The sequence below is a fragment of the Verrucomicrobiaceae bacterium genome (genome assembly GCA_016713035.1).
Lineage (GTDB): Bacteria > Verrucomicrobiota > Verrucomicrobiia > Verrucomicrobiales > Verrucomicrobiaceae > Prosthecobacter.
Map to the genome: position 1 here is coordinate 751,372 of JADJPW010000003.1, position 22,119 is coordinate 773,490.

At 56.4% G+C, this 22,119-nt stretch carries 24 protein-coding genes and 1 pseudogene; 19 read left to right on the plus strand and 6 right to left on the minus strand.

The window, feature by feature from the left end; translation table 11 throughout:
* The first annotated feature begins 144 nt into the window (after positions 1-144).
* Positions 145-1,260, plus strand: a complete 1,116-nt coding sequence (locus tag IPK32_13945) for a hypothetical protein (GenBank protein MBK8093050.1) — start codon at positions 145-147, stop codon at positions 1,258-1,260.
* 599 nt (positions 1,261-1,859) lie between these two features.
* A complete protein-coding gene (locus IPK32_13950; protein MBK8093051.1) occupies positions 1,860-2,294 on the plus strand; it encodes a hypothetical protein in 435 nt (144 codons plus the stop codon).
* A gap of 2 nt (positions 2,295-2,296) precedes the next feature.
* Here IPK32_13950 and IPK32_13955 read toward each other — a convergent pair whose 3' ends face one another.
* The gene (locus IPK32_13955) at positions 2,297-2,581 is read right to left on the minus strand and encodes a hypothetical protein (GenBank protein MBK8093052.1); all 285 of its coding nucleotides are present in this window, start codon (positions 2,579-2,581) and stop codon (positions 2,297-2,299) included.
* On the opposite strand from IPK32_13955, the gene IPK32_13960 reads away from it, so the two are divergent.
* The 5 genes from IPK32_13960 (at position 2,580) to IPK32_13980 (ending at position 11,448) form a co-directional block, all read left to right on the plus strand.
* Positions 2,580-3,413, plus strand: a complete 834-nt coding sequence (locus IPK32_13960) for a glucosaminidase domain-containing protein (protein MBK8093053.1) — start codon at positions 2,580-2,582, stop codon at positions 3,411-3,413. The two genes, IPK32_13955 and IPK32_13960, sit on opposite strands and share 2 nt — an antisense overlap.
* The gene (locus IPK32_13965) at positions 3,400-7,233 is read left to right on the plus strand and encodes a hypothetical protein (protein ID MBK8093054.1); all 3,834 of its coding nucleotides are present in this window, start codon (positions 3,400-3,402) and stop codon (positions 7,231-7,233) included. The genes IPK32_13960 and IPK32_13965 overlap by 14 nt, the downstream gene beginning before the upstream one ends.
* The gene (locus IPK32_13970; GenBank protein ID MBK8093055.1) at positions 7,188-7,913 is read left to right on the plus strand and encodes a hypothetical protein; all 726 of its coding nucleotides are present in this window, start codon (positions 7,188-7,190) and stop codon (positions 7,911-7,913) included. Before IPK32_13965 ends, IPK32_13970 begins: the two co-directional genes overlap by 46 nt.
* Positions 7,850-10,144 carry a hypothetical protein gene (locus tag IPK32_13975; protein ID MBK8093056.1) on the plus strand — a complete coding sequence of 765 codons (2,295 nt, stop codon included), beginning with the start codon at positions 7,850-7,852 and terminating at the stop codon, positions 10,142-10,144. Before IPK32_13970 ends, IPK32_13975 begins: the two co-directional genes overlap by 64 nt.
* A gap of 233 nt (positions 10,145-10,377) precedes the next feature.
* Positions 10,378-11,448: a hypothetical protein gene (locus tag IPK32_13980; GenBank protein MBK8093057.1), complete on the plus strand. Its 1,071-nt coding sequence runs from the start codon at positions 10,378-10,380 to the stop codon at positions 11,446-11,448.
* Between the two features lie 140 nt (positions 11,449-11,588).
* Here IPK32_13980 and IPK32_13985 read toward each other — a convergent pair whose 3' ends face one another.
* Positions 11,589-11,807 carry a hypothetical protein gene (locus IPK32_13985; protein ID MBK8093058.1) on the minus strand — a complete coding sequence of 73 codons (219 nt, stop codon included), beginning with the start codon at positions 11,805-11,807 and terminating at the stop codon, positions 11,589-11,591.
* Positions 11,808-11,860: 53 nt separating this feature from the next.
* Between IPK32_13985 and IPK32_13990 the strand changes: the two genes are divergently transcribed.
* The 10 genes from IPK32_13990 to IPK32_14035 all read left to right on the plus strand — a co-directional run bounded on the left by IPK32_13990 (position 11,861) and on the right by IPK32_14035 (position 16,680).
* A complete protein-coding gene (locus tag IPK32_13990; protein MBK8093059.1) occupies positions 11,861-12,502 on the plus strand; it encodes a hypothetical protein in 642 nt (213 codons plus the stop codon).
* Complete coding sequence (locus tag IPK32_13995) at positions 12,499-12,777, plus strand: hypothetical protein (protein ID MBK8093060.1); 279 nt, start codon at positions 12,499-12,501, stop codon at positions 12,775-12,777. The genes IPK32_13990 and IPK32_13995 overlap by 4 nt, the downstream gene beginning before the upstream one ends.
* Positions 12,774-13,460 (plus strand): hypothetical protein, encoded by a 687-nt coding sequence (locus IPK32_14000; protein ID MBK8093061.1) that lies wholly within the window; start codon positions 12,774-12,776, stop codon positions 13,458-13,460. The genes IPK32_13995 and IPK32_14000 overlap by 4 nt, the downstream gene beginning before the upstream one ends.
* Positions 13,461-13,464: 4 nt before the next feature.
* Positions 13,465-13,764, plus strand: a complete 300-nt coding sequence (locus IPK32_14005) for a hypothetical protein (protein ID MBK8093062.1) — start codon at positions 13,465-13,467, stop codon at positions 13,762-13,764.
* Positions 13,761-13,946 (plus strand): hypothetical protein, encoded by a 186-nt coding sequence (locus IPK32_14010; protein MBK8093063.1) that lies wholly within the window; start codon positions 13,761-13,763, stop codon positions 13,944-13,946. The genes IPK32_14005 and IPK32_14010 overlap by 4 nt, the downstream gene beginning before the upstream one ends.
* On the plus strand, positions 13,943-14,404 hold the full coding sequence (locus IPK32_14015) for a hypothetical protein (GenBank protein MBK8093064.1): 462 nt from the start codon (positions 13,943-13,945) through the stop codon (positions 14,402-14,404). Before IPK32_14010 ends, IPK32_14015 begins: the two co-directional genes overlap by 4 nt.
* Before the next feature lie 2 nt (positions 14,405-14,406).
* Positions 14,407-14,688 (plus strand): hypothetical protein, encoded by a 282-nt coding sequence (locus IPK32_14020; GenBank protein ID MBK8093065.1) that lies wholly within the window; start codon positions 14,407-14,409, stop codon positions 14,686-14,688.
* Positions 14,685-15,089 carry a DUF1353 domain-containing protein gene (locus tag IPK32_14025; protein ID MBK8093066.1) on the plus strand — a complete coding sequence of 135 codons (405 nt, stop codon included), beginning with the start codon at positions 14,685-14,687 and terminating at the stop codon, positions 15,087-15,089. The genes IPK32_14020 and IPK32_14025 overlap by 4 nt, the downstream gene beginning before the upstream one ends.
* Before the next feature lie 4 nt (positions 15,090-15,093).
* Entirely contained in the window at positions 15,094-15,570 is a 477-nt protein-coding gene (locus IPK32_14030; protein ID MBK8093067.1) for a M15 family metallopeptidase, read from the plus strand.
* 315 nt (positions 15,571-15,885) lie between these two features.
* Entirely contained in the window at positions 15,886-16,680 is a 795-nt protein-coding gene (locus IPK32_14035; GenBank protein ID MBK8093068.1) for a hypothetical protein, read from the plus strand.
* Here the strand turns inward: IPK32_14035 and IPK32_14040 are convergent.
* From IPK32_14040 to IPK32_14055, 4 genes and pseudogenes are all read right to left on the minus strand, one after another.
* The gene (locus IPK32_14040) at positions 16,566-17,552 is read right to left on the minus strand and encodes a c-type cytochrome (protein ID MBK8093069.1); all 987 of its coding nucleotides are present in this window, start codon (positions 17,550-17,552) and stop codon (positions 16,566-16,568) included. The two genes, IPK32_14035 and IPK32_14040, sit on opposite strands and share 115 nt — an antisense overlap.
* A complete protein-coding gene (locus tag IPK32_14045; protein ID MBK8093070.1) occupies positions 17,525-19,084 on the minus strand; it encodes a PQQ-dependent sugar dehydrogenase in 1,560 nt (519 codons plus the stop codon). Before IPK32_14045 ends, IPK32_14040 begins: the two co-directional genes overlap by 28 nt.
* A gap of 276 nt (positions 19,085-19,360) precedes the next feature.
* Positions 19,361-20,387 (minus strand): annotated as a pseudogene (locus IPK32_14050) (TIM barrel protein).
* 290 nt (positions 20,388-20,677) lie between these two features.
* Positions 20,678-20,896 carry a hypothetical protein gene (locus tag IPK32_14055; GenBank protein ID MBK8093071.1) on the minus strand — a complete coding sequence of 73 codons (219 nt, stop codon included), beginning with the start codon at positions 20,894-20,896 and terminating at the stop codon, positions 20,678-20,680.
* Between the two features lie 439 nt (positions 20,897-21,335).
* Here IPK32_14055 and IPK32_14060 point away from each other — a divergent pair, with 439 nt between their 5' ends.
* Both IPK32_14060 and IPK32_14065 read left to right on the plus strand, forming a co-directional pair.
* On the plus strand, positions 21,336-21,509 hold the full coding sequence (locus tag IPK32_14060; protein MBK8093072.1) for a hypothetical protein: 174 nt from the start codon (positions 21,336-21,338) through the stop codon (positions 21,507-21,509).
* 266 nt (positions 21,510-21,775) lie between these two features.
* Positions 21,776-22,024: a twin-arginine translocase subunit TatC gene (locus IPK32_14065; protein MBK8093073.1), complete on the plus strand. Its 249-nt coding sequence runs from the start codon at positions 21,776-21,778 to the stop codon at positions 22,022-22,024.
* Positions 22,025-22,119: the final 95 nt, after the last annotated feature.

A 22,119-nucleotide genomic window follows, 5' to 3' on the forward strand; every position in this document is an offset into this window, starting at 1 on the left:
TTCCGCCGCCTTCGGGCGGCTTTTTTGTGCCCATTTACGTAGGAGAGTTCACAAATTCACAGGATTACATGCCGAAATGAATAAAATGCCGGTTTTGTGGCTTTTTATTGTGGCAATAGGGCGGTTTTGTGGCTCTTTTGTGGCATGGCTTCAGCATTCCAACGCGGGCGTTCTGACATCTACATCGCATCGTTCAAGGCGTGGAGTGCCGCGCTGGGGCGTTGCGTCTGGCGTACACAGTCAACGGGCGTTCGAGACTACTCGGCAGCAATCGCGATTGCCCGGACGCTGGAGAATGGATCACAGGCAGCAATGGCGGGCAGTCTGACGCGGAGCAAGGCAGCGGCGATGGTGAACGACATCCTGCGGCTCGCGGGCCTGGAGGAGTTGGCACCGGCCCCAAGCCTGGCTTTGGCGGTCAAGGAACTGACAGAAGGGGCGGAGGTGGCAAAGGCCACGGCGCGGAAGTATGCGGCGCAGTGGACGACGTTGAAAGAATGGGCCGACGAACGAGCGGAACGGCCCGTGTCCGCCTGGACAACGGCAATGATTAGCGATTACTACCGGCACTGCCGGGAGCGGTTCTCCGCAACGACGGCAAACGATCACCTGCGATTCGTGGGCATGGTGTTTTCGAGGGCGGTGAAGCTGGGGCATGTGACGAATAACCCCGTGGAGGCTGTGACGAGGCACCGAAACGACTCTGTCGAAAAGGAGACGATCACGAGGGGGCAGCAGGCGGCCCTCTTGCGAGCGATGCGCAAAGCGAAGCGCCGCGACTGGTGCTGTCTGGCTGGCCTGGGCTGGCATACCGGCCACCGGCTACAAGACCTGCTAGACGCCACGAAGGCGACGGGCGATCTGCTGACGCTGAATCCACGCAAGAAGGGCGGCAGAGGGCGCGAGGTGGTGCTGCCCCTGCCCCGCTGGCTTGCGGGCCTCCTGACGCGATTGAAGGGGTTCCAGAGCATCGAGAACGCGGACAACCGCAACGGGCGAGTCAGTGAGCAGTTTATTGGCTGGCTGAAGCTGGCGGGCATTGATCCGCTCCCTGTACAGCGTGGGGCGCGGATCGTGCATTGCCGGTCGTTTCACAGCTACCGTCACTCGATGCAGTCACGGCTCACAGCAGCGGGTATTTCTGGGGAGCTGGCGCGGCTGGTGACGGATCATGAAAGCCCGAAGGTTGCGCGGCGTTATGTTCACGCGGAAATCGAATCCCTCCGCGAAGCCCTGAAGAAAACAAAAAATAGAAAATGATATGGGCGAGATAAAATTCCCATTTGACGAGCTGAAAAATGGGCGTGGAGTGGCGGGATGAAATGGTTATTGATCGTATGTCTATCTCTGACTTCTTGTGTCTCGCACCGCGCTACAACGAAAGTTTTGCAGTCTCGGTACATCGGCAGAAGCGTGGATGAATTCTTTACGCAACACGGCCCACCAAGGTCGGGGTATCCGCTGGGAGATGGCGGAATGATTCATGAGTGGGACTCGCCGGAAAATGAATTCACCATGCCAGGAAGTGCGCATACGACGGTCAATTATACTCCTAATGCGTATGGCTCAGGCGGCACCGCTTACGCAAACACAAGGTACACCGAGCCAACGAGGGTGGTTATGGGGTGTTCCGCACGGATCATTACGGATTCAAATCGAAGGATTACCAAGATAGCCATCACTAAAGATTCATGGGGAATGTGGACAACCTCCTTTGCTTATGAATATTTTTCAAACGAGCGCAAAGCTTCGGCGACGAAGCCAGCGCCTACGCCTACGGCATCTGGCCGCGACGCAACCTCAACAAGTCGAGATAAGGGAAGGAAAACCATCAATCGCGGAGGCACGCTGTTTCTTGAATGAGAATTCTATTTTTTATCATCGCGGCGACGCTCTCTGCTCAAACTCCACTGGAGAAGTCTCTTGATCCAAAGAGGGTGTCGGCTCTCGGGCTCCACAAGTTAAGCGCCGAAGAGCAAGCGGAATGGGTGAAGCTGCTCAATCGTATTTCAGCTCGCAAAGAGGCGGATTCTTCCGCCTCAAAATACCTTGAGGCTCAAGGGTGGGAACGGGTGACTTACCATGGTGAAAAGAAGTCTAACTTTCAGAGTTATTCGATCTTTAGCTTTGGACTATCTCAGAGGACATGCGCAGTCAAAACGCCGCTGTTTTTATTGTTACTGCCAGGGGATTGCTGGGCGAAAGTTTCCCCACTTGGAGACGGCTTGGACAGCGTCATAATGACAGATGGAAAAGAGCATCGCTTTTTCCTTGATGAATGGATTGAGTTGTAGCCTCAAACGCTAGCCGTCCCCTCAATGATCCGCTTTAGGAGCTGGCCACGCTCGCCGATTCCGCACCTGGAGTAGTTCAGTAACTTAGCGTCGATTCGGTCTTGAGCATCTAGCGGCAACGAGGCCCACGGCTTTGTCATGGAGTGTTCGCCCTGAACGAGTGCGTCATACCGAATCAGGCCTTTGATATAGGCGTTCCAGCTCGGATAACCGAGAGCCTTCGCTCGAATTTCCGCCACTTCGGCGAGGTCAGGAGGAAGTTTGGTGGAGCGGATTTTTGATGCCATGATTGTCGGTAACACCGGGTATTACCGGCCAGAGCGCTTGGCGATGTTCCAGGAGTTTTCAAAGGCTCGCTATAAAACTGAAAATGGAGTCCGCACTCCAGTCTTCGATTCCGTAGAATATGAAAAACTCTCTGACCGCGAGAAACAATTATTCGCAGCTGCCGAGACCGGCAAAATAGACGGCGTTATCGTGGATGAGGCCAAAGAGCGAGAGGCTTCGCTGAAGGCAGCGATGATCGAGGATCAAGTAGAGGGATTCTATCAGGAGTTCCAGCAAAAGAACGGGCGCTTACCAACTCAGAAAGAAGCCAGTTCAAAGCTTTTAGAATTAACCTCTCCTTATTCAGCAACGGCCATCTTCGACGCTGAAATCTTCCCGCAGTATAAGACTCCGCAGGCATCCGGTTCGCCCTCTATTCGCGGATTCACGGATGCGCCAGAACTGGCGGATGCGTTGCCAGATGGGCTCGCGCCATACGCTTCTGACTTTCTGGAAGCGGCGCAGAAATACAACCTTGATCCGTATGCTCTCGCGGCAATCGCGGCCCATGAAACGGGGAATGGCACGAGCAAGGCATTCAGGAATAAAAACAATGCCATGGGTGTTTCCAATTCTTCCGGCCCCCGCTCATTCGAGAACGTGAGGGATTCGATTTTCGCCCAGGCTAAAACGCTCTCTGGCCCCATCTACAAGGGCGCTGACACCTTCGACGCGGTCGGGAGAATCTACGCTCCTGTTGGCGCTGAAAACGATCCTACGAGCCTAAATGGCTACTGGCCCGGTGGCGTCTCTTCTCACTACGCAAAACTGAAACAAAATGCCTCTCGCTAAAGATTACGACCTCACGCCAGCCTTCGAGAATTTCGACGGCTGGGTTTCCACTCTGGATGACCGCCAAAAGGAGGCGATAAACCAGCGGTTTCAATTTGTCGCGCCAGAGGACATGGAGAGCGAGCGTAAGCGCTTTCTCTCGACTGCCCTAATCTCCCAAGAAACCGGCCATTCTGCCGATGAAATCACGCGGAGCCTGGACGCCTATTATATCCCGGCTTTTTCACAGCAACGCTTGGGGCTACCCGTGATGCCGAAGGATGCGGATGAGTTTTACGACCACGCGAAAAAGAAGCTCCTGGATGTCAAAGACGAGAAGGCGGTTTTCGGAGAAGGCTACAATGCAGCCTTCCAGGGCGACGACGTGATCAAATCGCTTCAAGCATGGCAGCAAAAAAACGGGATTGATCGGCTTCCGAAATCATCCGCTTTCACGAAGGGTTTTTTGCAGGCTCGCGGCTTGCTTGGAAATATGCCCATTTCTGAGGCCGTCGATGCCTACCAGCGGTCAATGACTGGCGCATCTCAGGAGGGCGACGACGGGCTATTGGCGGATTTCGAGGAGCGTCTTTTGACGGCTCCAGACGATCAAAGAAAGTTGGCACTGCATTCAGCGGCCATGATCGCCAAGGCCCGCTCATCTCGTGCCGTTAAAGGTCTAGGTGATTCTGTCACCGGCTTCACTCAGGAGGTCGGGGAGAGCTTTGGCCGATTCATCAACAAAATGGGCGGCATCGCGAAAGACGAGGAATTGGAAATCCTCTCCAAAAATTTCACCCTGCCAGCTCTCACGGATGCGGCCAAGTCCCGCGCCCCTCTGGCCACCGGCATTGCCTACACCTCCATTGAAAACATAGACTCCCCAGAGAAAGCGTCTCAGTTTTTGAAGGAATGGAAGGTGGCTCAATTCGGCACCGCTTCGACTAGTGTGACGCGAGGCGATGTGGACGCCCAAACTCAGGTCGAAAAACAATATCGCCCGCTTACTGACGATGAGAAAACGCTCATTGAGGCGGCTCGAAAGAAGGAGTTCAAAAAGAACCAGATAGCCCGAGAGCTGCGCAGCATCGCGGAAAGCACTGACCCGGTAGGCGCTGTTTCTGGCGGCATAGGCTCATCGGTGGCGATGATGGCGATTGGATATGCAACGAGGGGCAAAACTCTGCCGATTTCTTGGCAGCTCTATTCGGAGGCCAACTACGACGCGCTGAAACTCAAGAATCCAGAAATGAGCACCGGCATTGCTCGCGCAGTGACCCGCACGGCTGCATCCGGCGAGGCCGCGCTTGACCTAATCGGCATTAAGGCCCTCTCCAAGCTGCCTTCCGTCCTGAATGTGTTGAAGCATGGCACAAAGGCTGCTGTTGCTGAGGCTGGCCTAAAGGGCCTTGGAACGCTCGCTTTTGAGAACTTTCAAGAAGGCGTTCAAGACTTCACGATGCCGGTTACTCAACAGCTCTTTCATGCTCTTGGCGCAGATGTCCCCGGGGTTGATTGGGCTGAAGAGTGGAAGAACTGGAAGGATTCGCGGGCAGACGTTTTTCTGGCCACCCTGCCAACGATGTTGCTTGGTCTTGGAGCCGTATCATATCGCGATGTTCAAAGCGCGAAGGGCATCTTGGCCGGCAATGAGCAGCTTGCTAGAGCTGGCGTTGTTGAGTCTGACCGTCTCGGCGTGCTGCAAAAGGCTCAAGCCGGAGATTTAGCAGGAGCGCAAGCCCTTCTTCGTGAAGCCTGGGGCCGTCGCGACTCTGCCGTGGCCGCTGAATTCCAGGCTCAAGCCGAAGTCCAAAGCGAGGAGCGCCGAATGGCCGTTTCTGAACTGGAGAGAATCGGTGAAACGCCGACGATCCGCAAGGATGGAGACGGCTACACGGTTTCCATCGGCGAGACTTCGACGCGGTTCAAAAGCTGGGAAGATGCGCGAGATGTGGCGCAAGCTGGAATGAATGATATGGAGCGGGCGCAGACTGAACTCGTCGTGTCCATCGCTGATTCGTTCATGGGCGGAACTCCTTCTTTCCTGAAGGGTGAATCCGTCGAGTTCTCGCCTGACTCTGAGACGATGGGCGCAAAGATTGCGCGAGGAGACATTTCTTTCGAGTCGGCATTTGAGGCCGCGATTGCTGGCGGTGTCGTCAAGGGCGTTTCGTTGGCAGAATCTCGCGCAATATCTGCCGAAGTGTTCGGCCCGAATCCAAGCGAACGGGCCATGCGGTTTCGCGCCGACGTGGAGAAAATTGCCGTGCTGGGTTCCAACAAGGTCGATGGCGGGGAGTCGAAGAGTCGCGTTTTCGGCAAGGGCAACGAGCGGGCTTTCTTGACCGCCGTGGAGGAAATCACAGAGGGCAGATGGAAGGCCGGGCTTGAACGTCGCGCCTTCACTCGCGAGCAGGGGATTCGATGGGTGCAACTCGCGGAGGCTGCTACGGGCGAAACGTTTCTCGAAGGATCAACTTGGGGTGAGATTTCATCCTCCACGGAAATCGCTCCTCGTGCTCTCACGGAAGCTATCAGCCGCATCGTGACCGCCGATGTTCTGGGCAGAATGAAGGACGGGAAGCGAGTGGGCGCTGGTGCAATCTCTCGTGGCCTGGATTTATCAGACCGTGAGCAATCGGCCCTTGCTGCAATCCTGGGCGCTTTCCGTAAGCTGTTTCGCTCCATCCTCGAAACGGCATCGAAGCTCTCAAAAGCTCGCAAAGAGGGAAAACTAGGCGCGGAATACGACACGCTGTTCGACGCTCTCACGGGCGGCACATCGCAGCTTGAGCATGATGCAGCAGCGGCGAATGAGGCTGACGCCATCGCAAACGAGGCGGTCGATACGAGCGGCTATTCTGAGGAGACTCCGGGACCGAATGGGGAGACGTTTAGTTTGTCGGCCAGAAATGAGCTGGAGAATCAAACCGCGATGCCTCTAGATGAGCGCTTTTCTGGCTTGTCAGTAGGTGAATTGAGGGAGGCCGCGCAAGGCTACTTCAAATCCAATCTTGCTCCATTAACCGAGCTTCCGATTACCCGCGATGGGAGAGCGGTTAAATTCACAATGAGAGGCTTTCGGGAAATGCGGCATCACAGCGCAGACTCCCGTGTTTTACAGATGATTCCAAGCCTGCCCGAAATGCTACGGAAGGCAGTTCCAATCTTTTCTGAGGAAAACACCGAAAAGACAAAGCCAAACATTCTAGCTTTCCATCACTACGCCATTAAAGCCTCTCTTGGGGGCACCGAATTTTACGCCCGAATCGTTGTTCGCGAAGATAATAATGGGAATGTTCAGTATGACCTGGATGCCACTGACACCATTCTACTTCAAGAAAATGGCGAGCGTTCCTCTGGTCAACCTGACCGCAAACCAAGTGCGGGGGAAGGCCAGCGAACTCTCGCCAAAAACAGGCTATATCAGTGGTGGCATGAAGTCAATACCGCGAAAGGCGAAACCTTCTCCCTTCGTCCCGGCGACTTCGCAGCCCGCATGGAGGCGAAGTTTGCGCTGTTCTCTGCAAAACCCGAGCTGCGCATGGCGGTTGCTCAGGTGGCAAAAGGGCGAGCCATGCGACTCGGCGCGAAGTTGATCGAGAAAGGCGCGGTGATTCGCAGTGCTAAGGACATCGACAAGGAGCAGGCGTTTCGCGAGGCATCCGGCTACGATGAGCGAATCCAGGCTTACCTTGACAGCCTCGCGCCAAACGCTCGGCAAACGCTCGAATTCGAGCCGGATAAACTGAAAGCGATCCGTTCGTCTCGGCTATGCTGGACTTCGGAAGGCTCATGTCTTTTTCGACGGCCAAGAAAAACGGTAAAGTTGAAGCCATGAGCGGCGGCTACGACGGCCAACCGTGGCTGCCTCCGAAGTGGTATTCCAAAGGTTCCGGCATCATGCCCGATCAAATGGCACAGGCGATGCACGATCAAGGCTTGTTGCCCGATGCCTGCACAGACACGCTTTGGGCTGAACTAGAAAAGCGAATCGTCTCCCAAAAGAACAACGCGGAGCTTCACGCGGACGCGGTGAAGGCCTACAAGGATGCGCAGAAGGCCGCTAGAACTGACGCCAAGATGGAGGCGGAGGCATGGGCGAATCAGGCGAGAAAGACAGCCGGGAGCGCGAAGGCTCAACGGGAGATGCTGAAAGCAGCCCTGCGCACGCTGGACGGCATTCTTGCTGCTGCCCCGCCAGAGGTCCGCGCCAAGGTGGGCGGATATGTCAAGCTAGCCGGTCTAGCTACTGACGAGGCTATGCTGGCCGAAATTGAAAAGCGAATCGAGAAGCTAAATAGGGAACTCGAAAAGTGGCTGAAGAAATCCGCCACAGAGGCGATTGTTAAAGTTTTCAAAAAGTCGCGAGCAAAAGCAAAGGCGGCAAAAAGCCAGTCGGCAAGATCGGCGTTGAAGCGCATGATTGGTTCGATCTCGCTGAATCCGCTTTCGCGATGGATGAGGCAGAGGCAAATAAGCGAATCGAGGAGATTCAAGGTCGTCTTGATGCTGGCCTAATCACGGGTGCAGATGAGCAATTCGACGCGATGCAGGAAATAGCCATGCTGCAAACATTCGGCGGTTGGGAAGCCATGGATTCAGTGGAACGATTTGATGCGCTTGAAGCTGCAAATGATATGTACCGAGGCGCTCGGGATGCGTGGAAGGCTAAAATGGAATCGCGTAGAGCTTCCGACAAGGCACGCATCGAAAGCCTTATGCAGACCCTTGGCAATCGGGGGACGCTTTCCGACAAAGACAGAGGTGCAAAATCTGGTGGCAAGCGTCGCGGCAAAGTCGCTGAATTTATCCAAACTTTCGAGAGCGATATGAGGTCATGGTTCCATGAATCCACTTTGATTGATGAACTCGTAAGGGCGGAGCGCAGTTCTCAAAACGTAAACCGTGACGCCATCAACAAGCATGAACAAGATTTCGCGGAGGCAGTCGATTCAATTGTTTCATCGAAGGGTGGAAAGCTGGCAGTGAGGAGGGCTAGGCAGCAGTTTATTTATGACAATACACGCCCAGAATTTGACGTGTCCATTCTCGAAGGTCGTATTGTAGAGAAGGAGGCGATTGACGCCGAAGACGCCAAGGCCATCGTGAGCAGTAAGGCAAGCGGATATACACAGGAGCAACTTGACGAGATGGAGGATCAGCTCCTCTGGATTGAGATGGCGGAGGCTGAAAAGCTGCCTCGTCGAAAGACTGTCTCTTTCACCACGATAAAGAAAGCTGGAGTTAGGAAAAACATCACGCTCTCACAGGCTGAAATTTCATGGGTTCTAGCCCTTCATGATCAGGAAAAGCTACGCGGTGCCTTGACTGCGAGTGGATTCGATGAGGCTGCTATTGCTGATTTAAGCAAGATCGAAAAACCGGAGATGCGACGCGTGAGGTCTTGGATGGTGGGCAGGCTCAAGGAAGAGCACGCCTTAATCAATCGCATCTACGCCGATTTGATGGGCGTAGGCCTTCCGTCTATCACCAATTATTTCCCTGCGAGATTCGTTCACGACGGGGATGTGAGCGCACCAAATCTTGGGGGTGCTGCCGTACAGAATGGCAGCATGAAAACGGGCGCTTTGCGCAACAGGAAAAACCACACCTCAGCGATTGGACTTAATTTCGAGACGCACGGAACAAACCTGTTCAGCCTGTTTCATTCTCACGCCGCCGAAATGGAGTATTGGAAGGCGTATGCACCACTTGTCCGTGAAATGAAGGCTGTGTTGAGCAACGGCCAGCTCAAAGAGGCTTTTCGTGCAGCTCATGGAGATAGCTCTCTCGCCGACCTAAACGGATGGGTTCAAGCTATTGAATCTGGAGGCCTGCAAGATGCCCACTTCAATCTCGCGGCTGCCCATGCCATCAAGGGTTTTATGGGCCGATACGCCGCCACCCGTCTTTCGTTTAAGCTTGGAACGGCGCTGGTTAATTTGTCGAGCGGATGGAATGCGCTTCTTGACACATCAATTCCATTTAAGGACGTAATGGCCTCCTACGGCAGGGCGTTCTTTGGAGGTGCAAAAATGACGCCAGCCGAAGCCAGAAGGAGCGAGGCTCTGCAACGCCGATTAAAGGGCGGCACGTCGCCGGAACAACAATTCGCCAAGCATGCTCAGGACGGTTCTAGGCCCGGCTTTGCGTTGGATGTGATGACCGCTGGTCGGTATTCGCTCGGCCTTGTTGATACATTTGCTGGATCATGGGCCGCATCAGCCAGCTACGATGCAAATTACCGCATGGCTAAGAAGGCGAGGCTGTCAGACGCAGACGCACACCTTGAGGCGGTAGATGGCATGGAGCGCACGATTGCCAAGACATTTCAACCAACGGAGCTTTCCAATAAATCTCTAAGTGAGGCTAGCGGACATATCGCGTGGAAGATGGCGACGCTGTTTATGTCTGAGGCTAGGCAGAAGGTGGCCTTGGAGGTGGATGTCGTATCGAGGGCTCTTCAGGGCAAGGCAACCTTCGGAGAGGTTGGCCGCGTGGTGGTAGTGAATCATTTGCTGCTAGGCTCATTTTCTTGGCTGATGCGGTCAATTGCTAAAGACCTAATGAATGATGAAGATGGTGACGACGACCCAGCGTGGGAGCTTGAGGATTGGCTAGCCGCTGTCGTTAGCGGTCCCCTTTCCGGCATTCCGTTCGTTGGCTCTGGTTTAAATTATTCACTGGCATCCCTCATGGGTGGCGACGCATACAAGGCAAGGCTGGAGGCTTCTGGCCCGCCACGATGACGGAGAGGACGTTTTAAAGGGGCTGGTCAAACTGTGGAATGGCATTGCTGTCTTGGGAGGAAATGACACTGCGGTTGCTGGTGCTATCCTCTCGAACGCTGGCCTTCAAATTTACCAGATGGCCGACAACCTCCTCTCCGAATGACGCCCTTCGAACAAGCGCCGCGAAGCTGATCGAAAATCTCGCCGACTGAGACTTGACACCGGAAGGCTAGGTTTCCCCTAGTTTTCCCGTGGCACTGGAAAACGAAATCTCTCGGATCATCTATGACGGCAACGGCTCGACCGTGACGCCATACCCTATCCCATTTGCCTTTTTGGACGCGGCCCATGTCAAGGTGGGCGTCCAAGACGATGACGGCAATATCACGGATCTGGACGAGGACGCCTATATCGTCACGGCTTCACCAGCTCAATTCACCACGGCGACGGCTCACGCAAACACGGTTTCCCTTGTTTGCTGGCGACAAGTCCCACTCACGCAGCCACTCGTTTTGCCGGAGGCCGGGGCGCTTTCGCCTTCGGAAATTGAACGTGCTTTCGACCGAGTTGGAATGCAGCTCCAGCAGCTAGCCAGAGCCATCGACGGAAACGGCACTTTCTTTTCTGGCGACGGCACGCTGGCGGATACTTTTGTGTGGGCGGATGCCTCAGAGCGCGGAACCGTGAAGCCTCGCCGCATCGGACAACTTGGGCTTCAACTCTCGGACAATTCGCTTTGGAAGGCCGACACTGCCAGCGTCGGCGATTGGTCGCTCGTTGCAGAGGGCGAGGCTGGGCCGCAGGGTATCCAGGGTATCCAGGGCATCCAAGGTATCCAGGGGCCGCCCATGATCTTCAAAGGCACTTTCGACATCGGCACGAACTACGCCGCTGGCGAATGCGTCACGAGCGGAGGGAATGCCTATATAGCGCTTCGCAACACGATAGGCGACGCTCCCTCAATCTCGCCCTCGGACTGGGCTCTATTCGCCGCTAAAGGCGTGGACTCCTGGACTCCAATTCTAGCCGTCGTTACTGACGGTGATCGCCGCGTCCATCGCATTTCGGATTGGACTGGAGGGGAAGGTGTTAAGCCTGCCATCGGCCAGTACGTGGGGCCGTCTGGCTTTGTGGCAGACATCGAGGATGGTGTCGATATTCGCGGATCAACGGGCCCTGCTGTGGCGGCCTCAACGGTCCCCGGCCCGACAGGTCCAGCGGGCCTGAATGGCATCGAGCAACTGGCCCAGTGGGACCAACTGGGCCAGCCGGAGCAATGGGGCCGACTGGTCCCACTGGGCCAATGGGAACTATCGGACTGACGGGAGCGGCGGGGCCGACTGGTCCAATAGGGCCGACTGGCCCCTCTGGTCAGTCCGGCCCTACGGGTGCAGCAGGCGGGGCTGGTCCTACCGGGCCTGCTGGCGCAACAGGCCCGAAGGGCAGCTTCGTCAAAACGGAATCAGGCATTTACGAGCTGGCGTGCGCAGAGGCCACGCGCCCATATTTCTTCCACGTTCGGGGCGTCACCGATGAAATCCCCTCTGCCTTCCTCGAAACGATCACAGGCGATGTCCTCCGCTTCCTGTCCCACGATGGAAAACACGAGCTTTGCCTCGGTATCCGCCGCGAGTTTCCAGACTGGTTCATGCCTCGATCCACGGATCAGCAGATGGCGCACTCTATTGCGTTCTGGAATCAAGAGTATCTACCAAAGGACGAAAGGGGGCAGGCATGACCACTTCGACCGGAGACAATGGAGCCCCCTACACCGTAGCCGTCGTGGCCATGGGGCCGAGTAGGAACGACTACCTTCAAGAGTGCGTTGCTAAATCCTCGCGCTTTGCCGTGGCGGATGAGACGTGGGCAATCAACGCAATGGGCGGAGTCATCCAACATGACCGTTTAATTTGCATGGATGCGCTGCCCTACTTCGCAAAAGTTCGCGGCGAAAATCCGGCCCTCGCTGGCTATGGCGACTGGCTCGCAAAGCATCCGGGACCGATCTATTCACAGCGAAAGTATGAAGGATTCCCTGGCTCCGTTGAATACCCTCTTGAGGCCGTTCTAAATTCTCTCGGCGGCTTCGTTTACCTAAACAACACGGTCGCTTATGACGTCGCTTTAGCCATCCACGAGAAGGTTAAGCATCTGAAAATTTACGGCTGTGACTTTACCGCTGGACAGCACGCGGACGGGCAGACCGGCAGGGCGTGCGTAGAGTATTGGCTCGCTGTCGCATGCCAGCGGGGAATGCGAGTCACCATCGCGCCTAGCTCTACGCTCTGCGATCAGAAGACCGGACGCCAACTCTACGGCTACTCCAAGCCGCCAAAAATCGAATTCCAAAACGGGAGAACAAAAGTCACTCTATGATCGCATCCAAATTTCTACACCTACAGACCTCCACCTCTGGCAATGAGTATGTTGCTTTCGAGTCAACGCCAGCCAGTCAGCTACATGTCGCCAATGGCACTGGAACGACGCTGAGTTTTAAACATGCCTACAATGAGGATGGCGACGACTTCGAGCTTCCAGATGGCCTGGCTTGGACGTTTCGCGGCATCACTAACGCCGATCAACTACTCGTCAAAAGGGCGGACGATTCCACCACTCAGGTAACTCTAAAAAGCGTGGAGGTAGAACTGTGATCTCGTCGAAGTTTGCCAGCTTTGGAGAAGGAGGCGGTTCATTCGCCACCCTGCCCGGCAGTCCGAGCGACAATGCCGCACTCGCGGCGGCGCTGGCGGCGAAATTAGACAAGGCGGGCGGGATGATGACGGGGCCGCTTGCCATTGCAGCGGGGACGCTGTCAACACAGGGCATGCGGCTTACTCAAACCTGGAATGCGCCTGGCGTCTCATGTCGAGCTTTTGAGGTCGCTGTGACTGATACAAGCTCTGCTATCGCCTCGGAGTTTTTTGGCATCTACGCTGGAGCTGCCGGAGCGACTAAAGTGTTTAGCGTGGGGAAGGTTGGAGGCGCGAATGTGGTCGAGTGTCCATCCTTGCGAAGCACGTCTAACACGTGGTCGCTCGACTTCGGTGTTGTTGGTTTCGGCCTTGGTTCTGCGCGGCGGGTGCAGTGGTCGAGCACGGTCAATTACTACGACGCAGCCGATCTCAGCCTAGAGCGAGCTGCGGCCAATGTGTCGGGTGTCAAAGGCCTGAATTCAACAACGGGGGCGGCGATTGAGATCTGCGAGATGACCGCGCCTTCAGCTCCACCAGCCAACGGTGCTCGCCTCTACGTCGAGGATAATGGCTCGGGCAAGACCCGGCTCATGGTCCGCTTTGCCTCTGGAGCTTCACAACAAATCGCCATCGAACCTTAATACCATGCCCTCTGCCATCAATCCTCCCATCACCGTGCCAGCCGTCGATGCGAAAGTTTTCGACGAGTGGTTTTTCACGCAGTTCATTTGCCAAAACCTACACAACGACCAACTGGCGAGCATTCAGGTCGTCCAAGTGCCTCGCAATGCGGCCAGCAAGGAGTTTCACCACGCCGGGACAGAGACCGTTTCGGGCTCGTTCTGGGATGTGGTGCAAAACGTTCCCGCTGCTGCTGCTGCGATGCAGGCCACACTCGCAGCTCTGCCGGATGTCGTGGCTTACCTTAAAACTCAGCAAGTATGACCCCCGCCGAAATCCGCCAGCAAATAAAAACGCATGCTGTCTCTCTGGCTAAGGCAGCACAGACAGGTGATGCCATTGTTTTGAATGCCACGGAAACGGCCTTTGATTTGGTTCTGGCTCGGCTCATTCCCGACAAGCCCACCCTTACTCTCGCCGATGTGGAGGCGGCCCGTAAAGCGTGAGCCTCTTTTCTTCGATCTTCAAGCGCAAGGCTCCGACTCGCCGCCGTGTGGTGAGTGCTCCCACGCTAGCCATGCTGCTGAATCGAGCCGTTGAAGGACTCACAGGGCCACGCCATGCGCTGCGTTTATCCGACAAGCAGATTGCCAGCGTCACTCGTCGCGAGGTTGAAACAGTGGCCGCGAAGGCCTGGAAACCCTGGGTGCAAGAAATCGCGGACTGCGACGATCAAGCGCTAGCGCTCGTCGTTGCCTGCCGAGAGGCTGCCTACGCAGAAGGCGGCAGCATTCCCTGGGGCGTCGGTTTCATTTTCACGGCTGGAGAACATCCGCATGCCTACACCTGGGCTCTGACGGAGGACAAGGACGGCGACCTCGCGATTGAATTCTATGACCAGACCGCAGGCCGCTGGGTGCGGCGCGATGAGCTGGATACACCCATTACCCTGACACTTGGCTAATCATGAGCGACAAACACCAGCGCAACACACTCTTCATTATGGGCATCCTTGGCCTACTCGGAACCATCGCGGTGCAGGTGTTGGGCGTGGGAGAGATGAAGGGCGAGGTCATGACGCTGCTCCGGCTGCATTCGTCTGAGTTGGTGTCTCTCCAAGAGAGTGATCGCCAGCAAGATCGCGAGATTTCCGAGATCAAGGGTAAGTTGCATGGCATCGCTAGCCAAGTGGGCCAGGTGCCATCGCGTGTGGCGGCAAAACTCACAGGAAAGGAGTCGGACCGATGAAACGACCAGCCGAGTTTCTAACCGATCCTCGATTTGAGGATGTGACGACTGGCGACGAGACCCAAAAGTTGCGACTGTTGGAGCCTCTGCATGTTTACTCGGCAGTTCTCGACCGTGAGATAATCGTGCCTGTCGGCTTTGTCTTTGAGGAGTCGATTCCTACTTTCCTCTACTCGCTCTCCCGTCCTCGTGGTGACTCCAAAAGGGCCGCGTGCGTGCACGATTGGCTCTACGTCAATCACGGGCACCGCATGCCTAGCGGCGTGGTCATTACCGTGACTCGTCGCCAAGCGGACGATGTATACTACGAGCTTCTAAGACTCAAAGGAGTCAACCCCGTCCGTGCATGGACTCGCTGGCTCGCGCTCCGCATCGCAGGTGGCCACGCTTGGGCCACCTGAATTTATGAGAACAAAACGAACCATCGCAAACCTCGGCAGCCTCAACAAGAAAGCCCTCGCTAAATTCGAGCCATTCCTCGCGAAGGCTGAAGCGGTCATGGCGACTAAAGGCGTGGCCATCGAAGTCATTTCCGGCCTGCGCTCATGGTCGGCCCAAGCTGCTCTGTATGCACAGGGCAGGACAAAACATGGGCGCATCGTCACGAAGGCTAGACCCGGCAGCTCATGGCACAACTACGGCCTCGCCATCGACCTAGGCCTTTTCAAAAACGGCCTCTACCTTGACGAGAAACGTCCCGGCGAGGCTGACAGGCTCTACGCCGAGATTGGCCGGATCGCCGCAAAGCATGGTGTCGAGTGGGCCGGTAACTGGAAGTCATTCCAGGAGACGCCCCATTTCCAAGTCACCTTCGGGCTTTCGATTTCATCCGCGAGGGTAAAGATGGAGAGCGTAAACTACGACATTCAGCGGCTCGTTTGAGTCGCCAGTTCTTCGAGAACTCGCGCATGGAGACCAGAAGCTCTTCGCGGTTCTCTTTCTTCCAGGCTCGCACGCGCCGCTTTCCTTCTTTTTAAAACTGGCATCTTGAGCCAGCTTTTCGCGATACCACTTTGCCTTTGCGGCTCGCTGTTTTTCTGGATCGGAATAAGGCATGATCCAGCCAGTTTAACTCATGTTGTAATAATGTGAACTTGTGACTCTTTGTGGCTTTCTTTGTGTAAAATGACCGTTCTCCTACTGAAATGTTTCACCCGCTATGCTCCACCAAACCGCATACCCACGCAGGTCCCCGCCATGAAGCGAGTTCTCCTTTTCCTGCTCCTCTTCCCTGCCCTAGCCCTATCGCGTGAAGTGCAGAGTCATGGCCTACTCTTTGAAAAATGGCTGCGGGACACATTCTTCGGCGGATATGAGCCGCAGGGCTACACGCAGAAGTGGGACATCCCCGCCGCTGCGAATACCCAACACGGCAACATCCCCGTCAACCCAAAGGCAGCCAAACACGGCACGCCCATCGGTCTTGGTGATGCTCTGCGCCAGTTCGACATCGACGAGCCCTTTCTCCTCATCACCGGATTCTGGCAGCAAAAGACCAAGACGGAGAAAATCTGGACCAATACCCAAGCCATCCGCATCGAGCCTGCTACCTGGAAAAAGCTCTGGCATCCGATCACTCGCGCTGATCTGGAAAAACTCGATTCCAGCATCAAAAACAAGTCTCTGAGCCTCGAAGAAGCTCGCAAAGAGGCCCAGCGGATCAAATCCAGCCCTCCATTCACTGAAGCCGTCATTCAGGTGAATCCGAAGATTGATGGCTCTCAGCGCCGTTTGCAGTGCAGCCTGCGATTTAACGACTTTTTCGCCCATTTAGCCCCAGGAGCCGATTCGCAGCCACAGGCCACTCCTTCGATTTTCGGAGTCCCCGTGCCGAAGCGCTTCGATTCGAGCCCCGCACGATTTCCCAGTGAAAATGGTTACTTGAGGCTGCTCAAAAAGGTGAGCACATCAGCGGCCTCCTGCTCCGTCATGGTCTGGAGCAGCCCCTCCGGCATCAGAGAGGTGGGTTGGGCCTTTTGGCTGCGAATTTGAGCGCGGGGAATGATAAGTGGCTGCCCCGTGGGCAGTTTCAGCGTCACATCGCCTTCACCAGGGTTCACGATGAAGCCCGTCTGCACGCTGCCGTCTTTCAGCGTGATCATCCATGTCTCATAGCCTTTTGCGATGGCTAGAGAGGGCTTTTGCAGGCTTTGTAGGATTTGCTCAGGCGTGAGTCGTGCGCCGACCTTGCTCAGATCAGGGCCAAAATCGCGGCCAGAGCCGTTGAGGATGTGACAGGCCATGCAGGTGGCCAGTTTACCCGTCATGCTGAACAGGGCGGCACCACGCTGCGCATCGCCTTTCACCGAGAGGAGTTTTTTCGTATCCACATTCATGCCGAGAGTCTTGATGCGCTGCTCAAAGGGCACGAAGCGCTCAAAATAGCAGGCGATTTCTGGATTCGGATGCTTGGCATGTGCGGCATCTCCTGCGCCACCGCGCAGCGTGAGCAGAGCGTCACTGGGCGTCTGCAGCGTGGCTGGTGCAGGCGGCGAGTCGCTACCTGCGGCGATCCAGTCCCATAGGAGCTGAAAGCTGCGCTGATCCACCTCACGGGCACCGATCATGGGCATGTGACCGCTGCCGCTGCGGGCGATACGGGCTAGGAGCACGCTTTGGTGAGGCTTTCCGGGTGCGATAACGCGGGCATCGGTGAGGCCGAGATCGCCGCGCACTGGTTTTTCATCGAGCAGCATCGTCTCTGCGGTGGGTAGATCCGCATTGACCATGAGTGGCACGCTACCACCGCCGTGGCGGCGATGGCAGTGGGCGCAGTTGGCGTGCAGCCAGGCACGGGCCTGGGATTCCAGATCGTCCTTGTCATGGAGCCGGTTTTTCAGCCGTGCCATGAATTCTGCGCCCACGATGTGCTCTGGCTTGTTCCCCGCGATGCTTTTGAGCTGGTCAGGCTGAAAGCCGAGGGCGAAACCACTCCAGTTGTTGTGGCAGCGAGCACACTCCGCGCGGCCATGGATGCGCCACGGCTGTTTTTCCACGATGAATTCCTCCCCATCGGCCGCCACGAGCCGGCGTCGGTGTTTTGATCGTTCCAGCGGTAGGAATAGCCGTTCCAGGTTTCGCCATCGTAGTGGAGGAGCTGGGTTTCGAGCCGTTTGGACTTCAAGGTGACGGTGCGGGCCAAAACAGCGTCTGTGGGCCATTTTACCTCGTATTTGAAGTTCGGCGCCTTGCCGCTGACTTTGGTCTGGATGCTCTTCCCTTCTGGGAGTGCGATGAATCGCTCTGCGGTGGCACCGTCCTGCCACATGGGCTCGGCGATCTCAAATGGTAAGACTCCCTCTGCGGGCTTTTGCGCTGCGGTATCGGTGAAGAGGCCGGTTTGGCTCAATCGACGCGGGAACTGGCTGGGCTGACCGACGGCGGGATTGCGCGTGAGGCGGTAGGTGCGTGTCTCATTCTGATAATCCATCCAGTAAAGCTCACCGTCCTCACTTTGACCAAAGGTGACAATGCGGTGTGGCGTGTCGGCGATCTCCTCACGGCGGGTGACTTGTTTGCCATCATGCCAGAGTGCCCAGATTTTGCCCGTCTCATAGTCGCCGTAGATGTAGGCTCCGTGCAGCTCTGGAAAGCGAGCGCCGTGATACACGTAGCCTCCAGTGATGCTGGCGGCCTCCGTGTGCGGATGGGCAGCGACAGGTGGGATGATCTCGCCTGGGCCTTTCAGCTCGGGTTTGATGGGCTGGGAGGCCTCCATGGCACTCCAACCGTGATTACCGCCTTTTTGGATGAGGTGAATCATCTCCCATAGCTCCCAACCGACATCTCCACACCACAGACGGCCTTTGGCATCAAAGCTGATCTTCCATGGATTGCGAAAACCGAAGGCGTAAATCTCTGGCCGAGCACCTGCGGTTTGCAGAAAGGGATTATCCGCTGGGATGGCGTAGGCTTTGCCATTCTGTGCATGATCCACATCGATGCGCAGGATGCTGGAGAGCAGGTCGGTGAGATCCTGGCCTGTATTCCGTGGATCAGGGGGCGATGGCACCTCCGCATCGCCAGTGGAGCAGTAAAGCATGCCATCTGGGCCGAACTGGAGTGAGGCACCATTGTGCCCGCCAGAGAGCCAGGAGAGCAGCACCGTCTCAGATGCGGGATCGAGCACTGGCGGATCATTCTGAGCCAGCTTGAAGCGCGAGAGCCGTGTGCCGTCCTCCACTTTATCTCCGAGGGTGTAGGTGATGAAGACGAGGCCGTTTTCCCGCCACTGCGGATGAAAGGCGATGCCATAGGCGTGATTCACCGCTGCGTGCAGTGCCTTGAGGTCGATGAGGAGCTGCTGTGAGCCTGCATCTGGCGAGTCAGCATAGGTGAATATCTTCCCACCATTCTCCACAGCCGCGAATCGCCGTGCGCCAGGCAGTGGGATCATCTCCAGGCATTGTGGAGTGAGATGGCGGTGAACGCAGGCTCTGCCAGAATGGCCGTGGAGCCTCCGGCGTGCCGTGAATACGGGAGGTCACCCATTGAGCAGATGCATGGAATGCGAGAGCGAGGAATACGGCGGCGCGGAGCATGGCGTGAATGGTAGGGAATGCGACAAATTCTGTCAGTGTTTTTCTACGCTCGTCCTTTTTGGCCCCAAAAAAAGCCGGAGTCGCGGTGAGGCGACTCCGGCGTGAGGATGGAGGATGAATGGAGGGGCGAATTACCAGCCGTGGGCGTCGCGGACCTTCATCATGGTGCCCCAGGATGGTGTTCCAGGTGGATGGCGTCTCTAGCACGGCATTGGGGAACATGCAGCCGTCCCAGCAGATGCTTTTGATACCGCGTGCAGCGGCATCCTTGAGCCAGTAGCCAGAGCACTTGACGATGTCGAGCTTACCATTGGGGTCATCGGCGCGGCAGTGTTTGCCGGTTTTGTCATGGCTGCCTGCGCCGTGCACGGTGCCGTCATTCTGGGCGACATGGAAGTCGATGGTCCAGGGGCGGAGGGCATCCGTCATCTTTTCATAAGCAGCGTAGAATTCTGCTTCGGAGTAGCCTTCCTTCACCAGAGCGTGCTCAGGGCATTGTAGCCCAGGTGTAGAGGTAGGTGTGGGCCAGATCAGCCTGGAAGCCGAGTGCCTCTGGCATCCCCACGCCTTCGAGGACGTCGAGCATGTCTTTCCAGGAGTGCATGCCAGCCCAGCAGATTTCACCTTCAGCCGCGAGGCGCTCACCACTGTCTTTGGCGATGGCGGCAGCTTTCTTGAAGGTATCAATGATGCGAGCGGTGCTGGCTTTGGAGTTTTCACGCCATTTGGCCACGCCGAACTCAGCGGAGTCGATGCGAATGACACCATATTTGCGCACGCCGTGGGTGTTGAAGAGTTTTGGCGATGCGGCAGGCCATTTGACAGCGCTGGAGGAATTTCTCCTGCTGCGCATCGTCACCCATGGCGGAGTCACCGACGGTGCCTGGCCACACAGGGGCGACGAGGGAGCCCACGGAGAAGCCCTTGGAGGCGATGAGATCGGCGATGCGCTTGATTTCATCATCGCTGGCATTCGGATCGGTGTGTGGGAGAAAAGAAGTAGTCGATGCCCTCGAACTTCTGGCCGTTCACATTCGCTGCGGCGGTGAGATCGAGCATGCGCTCGAGACCGATGGCGGGTTCTTGGCCTTCGCCGTCGCCTTTGCCGACGAGGCCGGGCCACATCGCGTTATGGAGTTTGGGTGCGGATTTGCTCATGGAGTGGGTGGTAGGGAGAAATGAGGACGCGAGGTTAGCGAGTGAGATTTCAGTATGCACGAGGAAACTGGTGTTTTCTGGAGACAGTATGGAAGCAGCCATGGAGCCCCCCTGAAATCGAACTTACACACCTGGCACAGAGCCCGGTTGGAGCCTGGTGGAGAGCACGCTTGTTTTTGACAATCCCCATCTGCATGTGGCGCAGAATCGCTACCTCACACCCGGCAGGCAGGACAAGCCGCAGACCTGGATGGTAGCCGGTCGCAAGGCGGCGGTGGCCGTTCTTACGCCTAGCGGATGGGCGCTTCGTGCTCATCCGGCAGGAGCGGCTGCCGGTGCAGCAGACGATGTGGGAATTCCCGCCGGGCACTCGATGCGCAGGTGGTGACGCGTGATAACATCCTCTCCACCGCACACAATGAGCTGCGTGAGGAGGCCGGACTGGCGCTGGATGCCGCGACAGGGCGGATGACGCCGATGGGCTGGTTTTTTCCTTCGCAAGGATTCACCGATGAGTGCGTTTACCTTCTCCACGCGGGACCCGGGTGCGTCAAGGAGCCAGCCGGGACCGGAGGGCAGCGAGCACATCGGCTCCGTGCGTTTCGTCGGTGCAGGAGAGCCGCGTCGGATGATCGCGGAAAACGAGATCACCAACGCCCTGTCACTGGCGCTTTTCGCGCGGATGGCGCTTGGTTTGCTGAAGCGAAACACGGCTAGCTCTCCGCCCCGAAAAATCCCCCCATGTGGCAAGGCATCCTCAAAAGTATTCTCCGTTCGTGACAAGGTCGCGCTGAACCTCAGTGGCGAAACTGATCAAGAAAAGCCCTTCCTTAGAGCATCTGGAAGACCTGCGCACGATGATCGTGCGCATGGTCACGACGCTGGTGATCACCATCGGCACCTTTGTTTTCTACCGGGATCTGTTCAAGGTCATCTCTCTATCCCCTGGTGCTTGCTGGGCTGTGTGCAGACATGGAGGCTGCGCGGTCCTATCTGGTGAATATCGGTGTTGCAGGCGGCCCTTTTATGATGGCGATCAATGTTTCGCTCATCACGGCGGTGATCCTTTCCTTTCCGCTGCTACTCGTCTTTCTGCTTCAGTTCATCGCCTCCCTGGACTGAAGCTGCATGAAAAAAACTGCTCTAGCCGGCTGATACCAACTCAGCTTTGAGGCTTTTTTCCTCAGTAGGGCGCTTTGCCCTGGGTCGTGCTACCAAAGGCGCTGCTCTTTCGGATCAATTCGCGGAATCCGTCGGGGCGAAGCAGATGTGGGAGATCAGTGAACTACACACCTTCCCACCACGCTTTGTTTTGGTCTTCGGGATCGCCTTTGAGCTACCGGTCTCGTCATGGCGCTGGTGAAGCTGGACATCTGAACTTCAAGATCATGAAAAACACCTGGCGGCATGCGCTGGTGGGCATCACGCTCTTTGCGACGATCATCACACCGACGCCGGATGTCTTCACGCTGATGCTGATGAGCGGCCCGCTGTTGTCCTCTATGCGATCTGCGTCTATCTGGCCTACTTGCTGGAGAAGAAGAAGGACAAAGAGGCCTATCCCGAAATACTACGCCCAAATCGAAAAGACGAGTAAGAGCTCCGAAAAGGCCAATTCGGACGGTCTGGGACAATGAAAACTACAATCCCTGGTCCACCGCTGGTGAAGAAAGACAGGATATGAAGGATGAAATACGGCGCCCGGCAGCTACTCCGTCTGCGCCACCGCCAG

What these genes read in the sequence shown, in the direction of transcription:
- IPK32_13950 (MBK8093051.1), top strand. Translation starts at nt 1,860, where the DNA reads ATGAGAATTCTATTTTTTATCATCGCGGCGACGCTCTCTGCTCAAACT.
- IPK32_14020 (MBK8093065.1), top strand. Translation starts at nt 14,407, where the DNA reads ATGAGCGACAAACACCAGCGCAACACACTCTTCATTATGGGCATCCTT.
- IPK32_13970 (MBK8093055.1), top strand. Translation starts at nt 7,188, where the DNA reads ATGTCTTTTTCGACGGCCAAGAAAAACGGTAAAGTTGAAGCCATGAGC.
- IPK32_13945 (MBK8093050.1), top strand. Translation starts at nt 145, where the DNA reads ATGGCTTCAGCATTCCAACGCGGGCGTTCTGACATCTACATCGCATCG.
- IPK32_13960 (MBK8093053.1), top strand. Translation starts at nt 2,580, where the DNA reads ATGATTGTCGGTAACACCGGGTATTACCGGCCAGAGCGCTTGGCGATG.
- IPK32_13990 (MBK8093059.1), top strand. Translation starts at nt 11,861, where the DNA reads ATGACCACTTCGACCGGAGACAATGGAGCCCCCTACACCGTAGCCGTC.
- IPK32_14010 (MBK8093063.1), top strand. Translation starts at nt 13,761, where the DNA reads ATGACCCCCGCCGAAATCCGCCAGCAAATAAAAACGCATGCTGTCTCT.
- IPK32_13975 (MBK8093056.1), top strand. Translation starts at nt 7,850, where the DNA reads ATGGATGAGGCAGAGGCAAATAAGCGAATCGAGGAGATTCAAGGTCGT.
- IPK32_14030 (MBK8093067.1), top strand. Translation starts at nt 15,094, where the DNA reads ATGAGAACAAAACGAACCATCGCAAACCTCGGCAGCCTCAACAAGAAA.
- IPK32_13955 (MBK8093052.1), bottom strand. Translation starts at nt 2,581, where the DNA reads ATGGCATCAAAAATCCGCTCCACCAAACTTCCTCCTGACCTCGCCGAA.
- IPK32_13965 (MBK8093054.1), top strand. Translation starts at nt 3,400, where the DNA reads ATGCCTCTCGCTAAAGATTACGACCTCACGCCAGCCTTCGAGAATTTC.
- IPK32_14005 (MBK8093062.1), top strand. Translation starts at nt 13,465, where the DNA reads ATGCCCTCTGCCATCAATCCTCCCATCACCGTGCCAGCCGTCGATGCG.
- IPK32_14025 (MBK8093066.1), top strand. Translation starts at nt 14,685, where the DNA reads ATGAAACGACCAGCCGAGTTTCTAACCGATCCTCGATTTGAGGATGTG.
- IPK32_14035 (MBK8093068.1), top strand. Translation starts at nt 15,886, where the DNA reads ATGAAGCGAGTTCTCCTTTTCCTGCTCCTCTTCCCTGCCCTAGCCCTA.
- IPK32_13995 (MBK8093060.1), top strand. Translation starts at nt 12,499, where the DNA reads ATGATCGCATCCAAATTTCTACACCTACAGACCTCCACCTCTGGCAAT.
- IPK32_14065 (MBK8093073.1), top strand. Translation starts at nt 21,776, where the DNA reads ATGAAAAACACCTGGCGGCATGCGCTGGTGGGCATCACGCTCTTTGCG.
- IPK32_14045 (MBK8093070.1), bottom strand. Translation starts at nt 19,084, where the DNA reads ATGATCCCACTGCCTGGCGCACGGCGATTCGCGGCTGTGGAGAATGGT.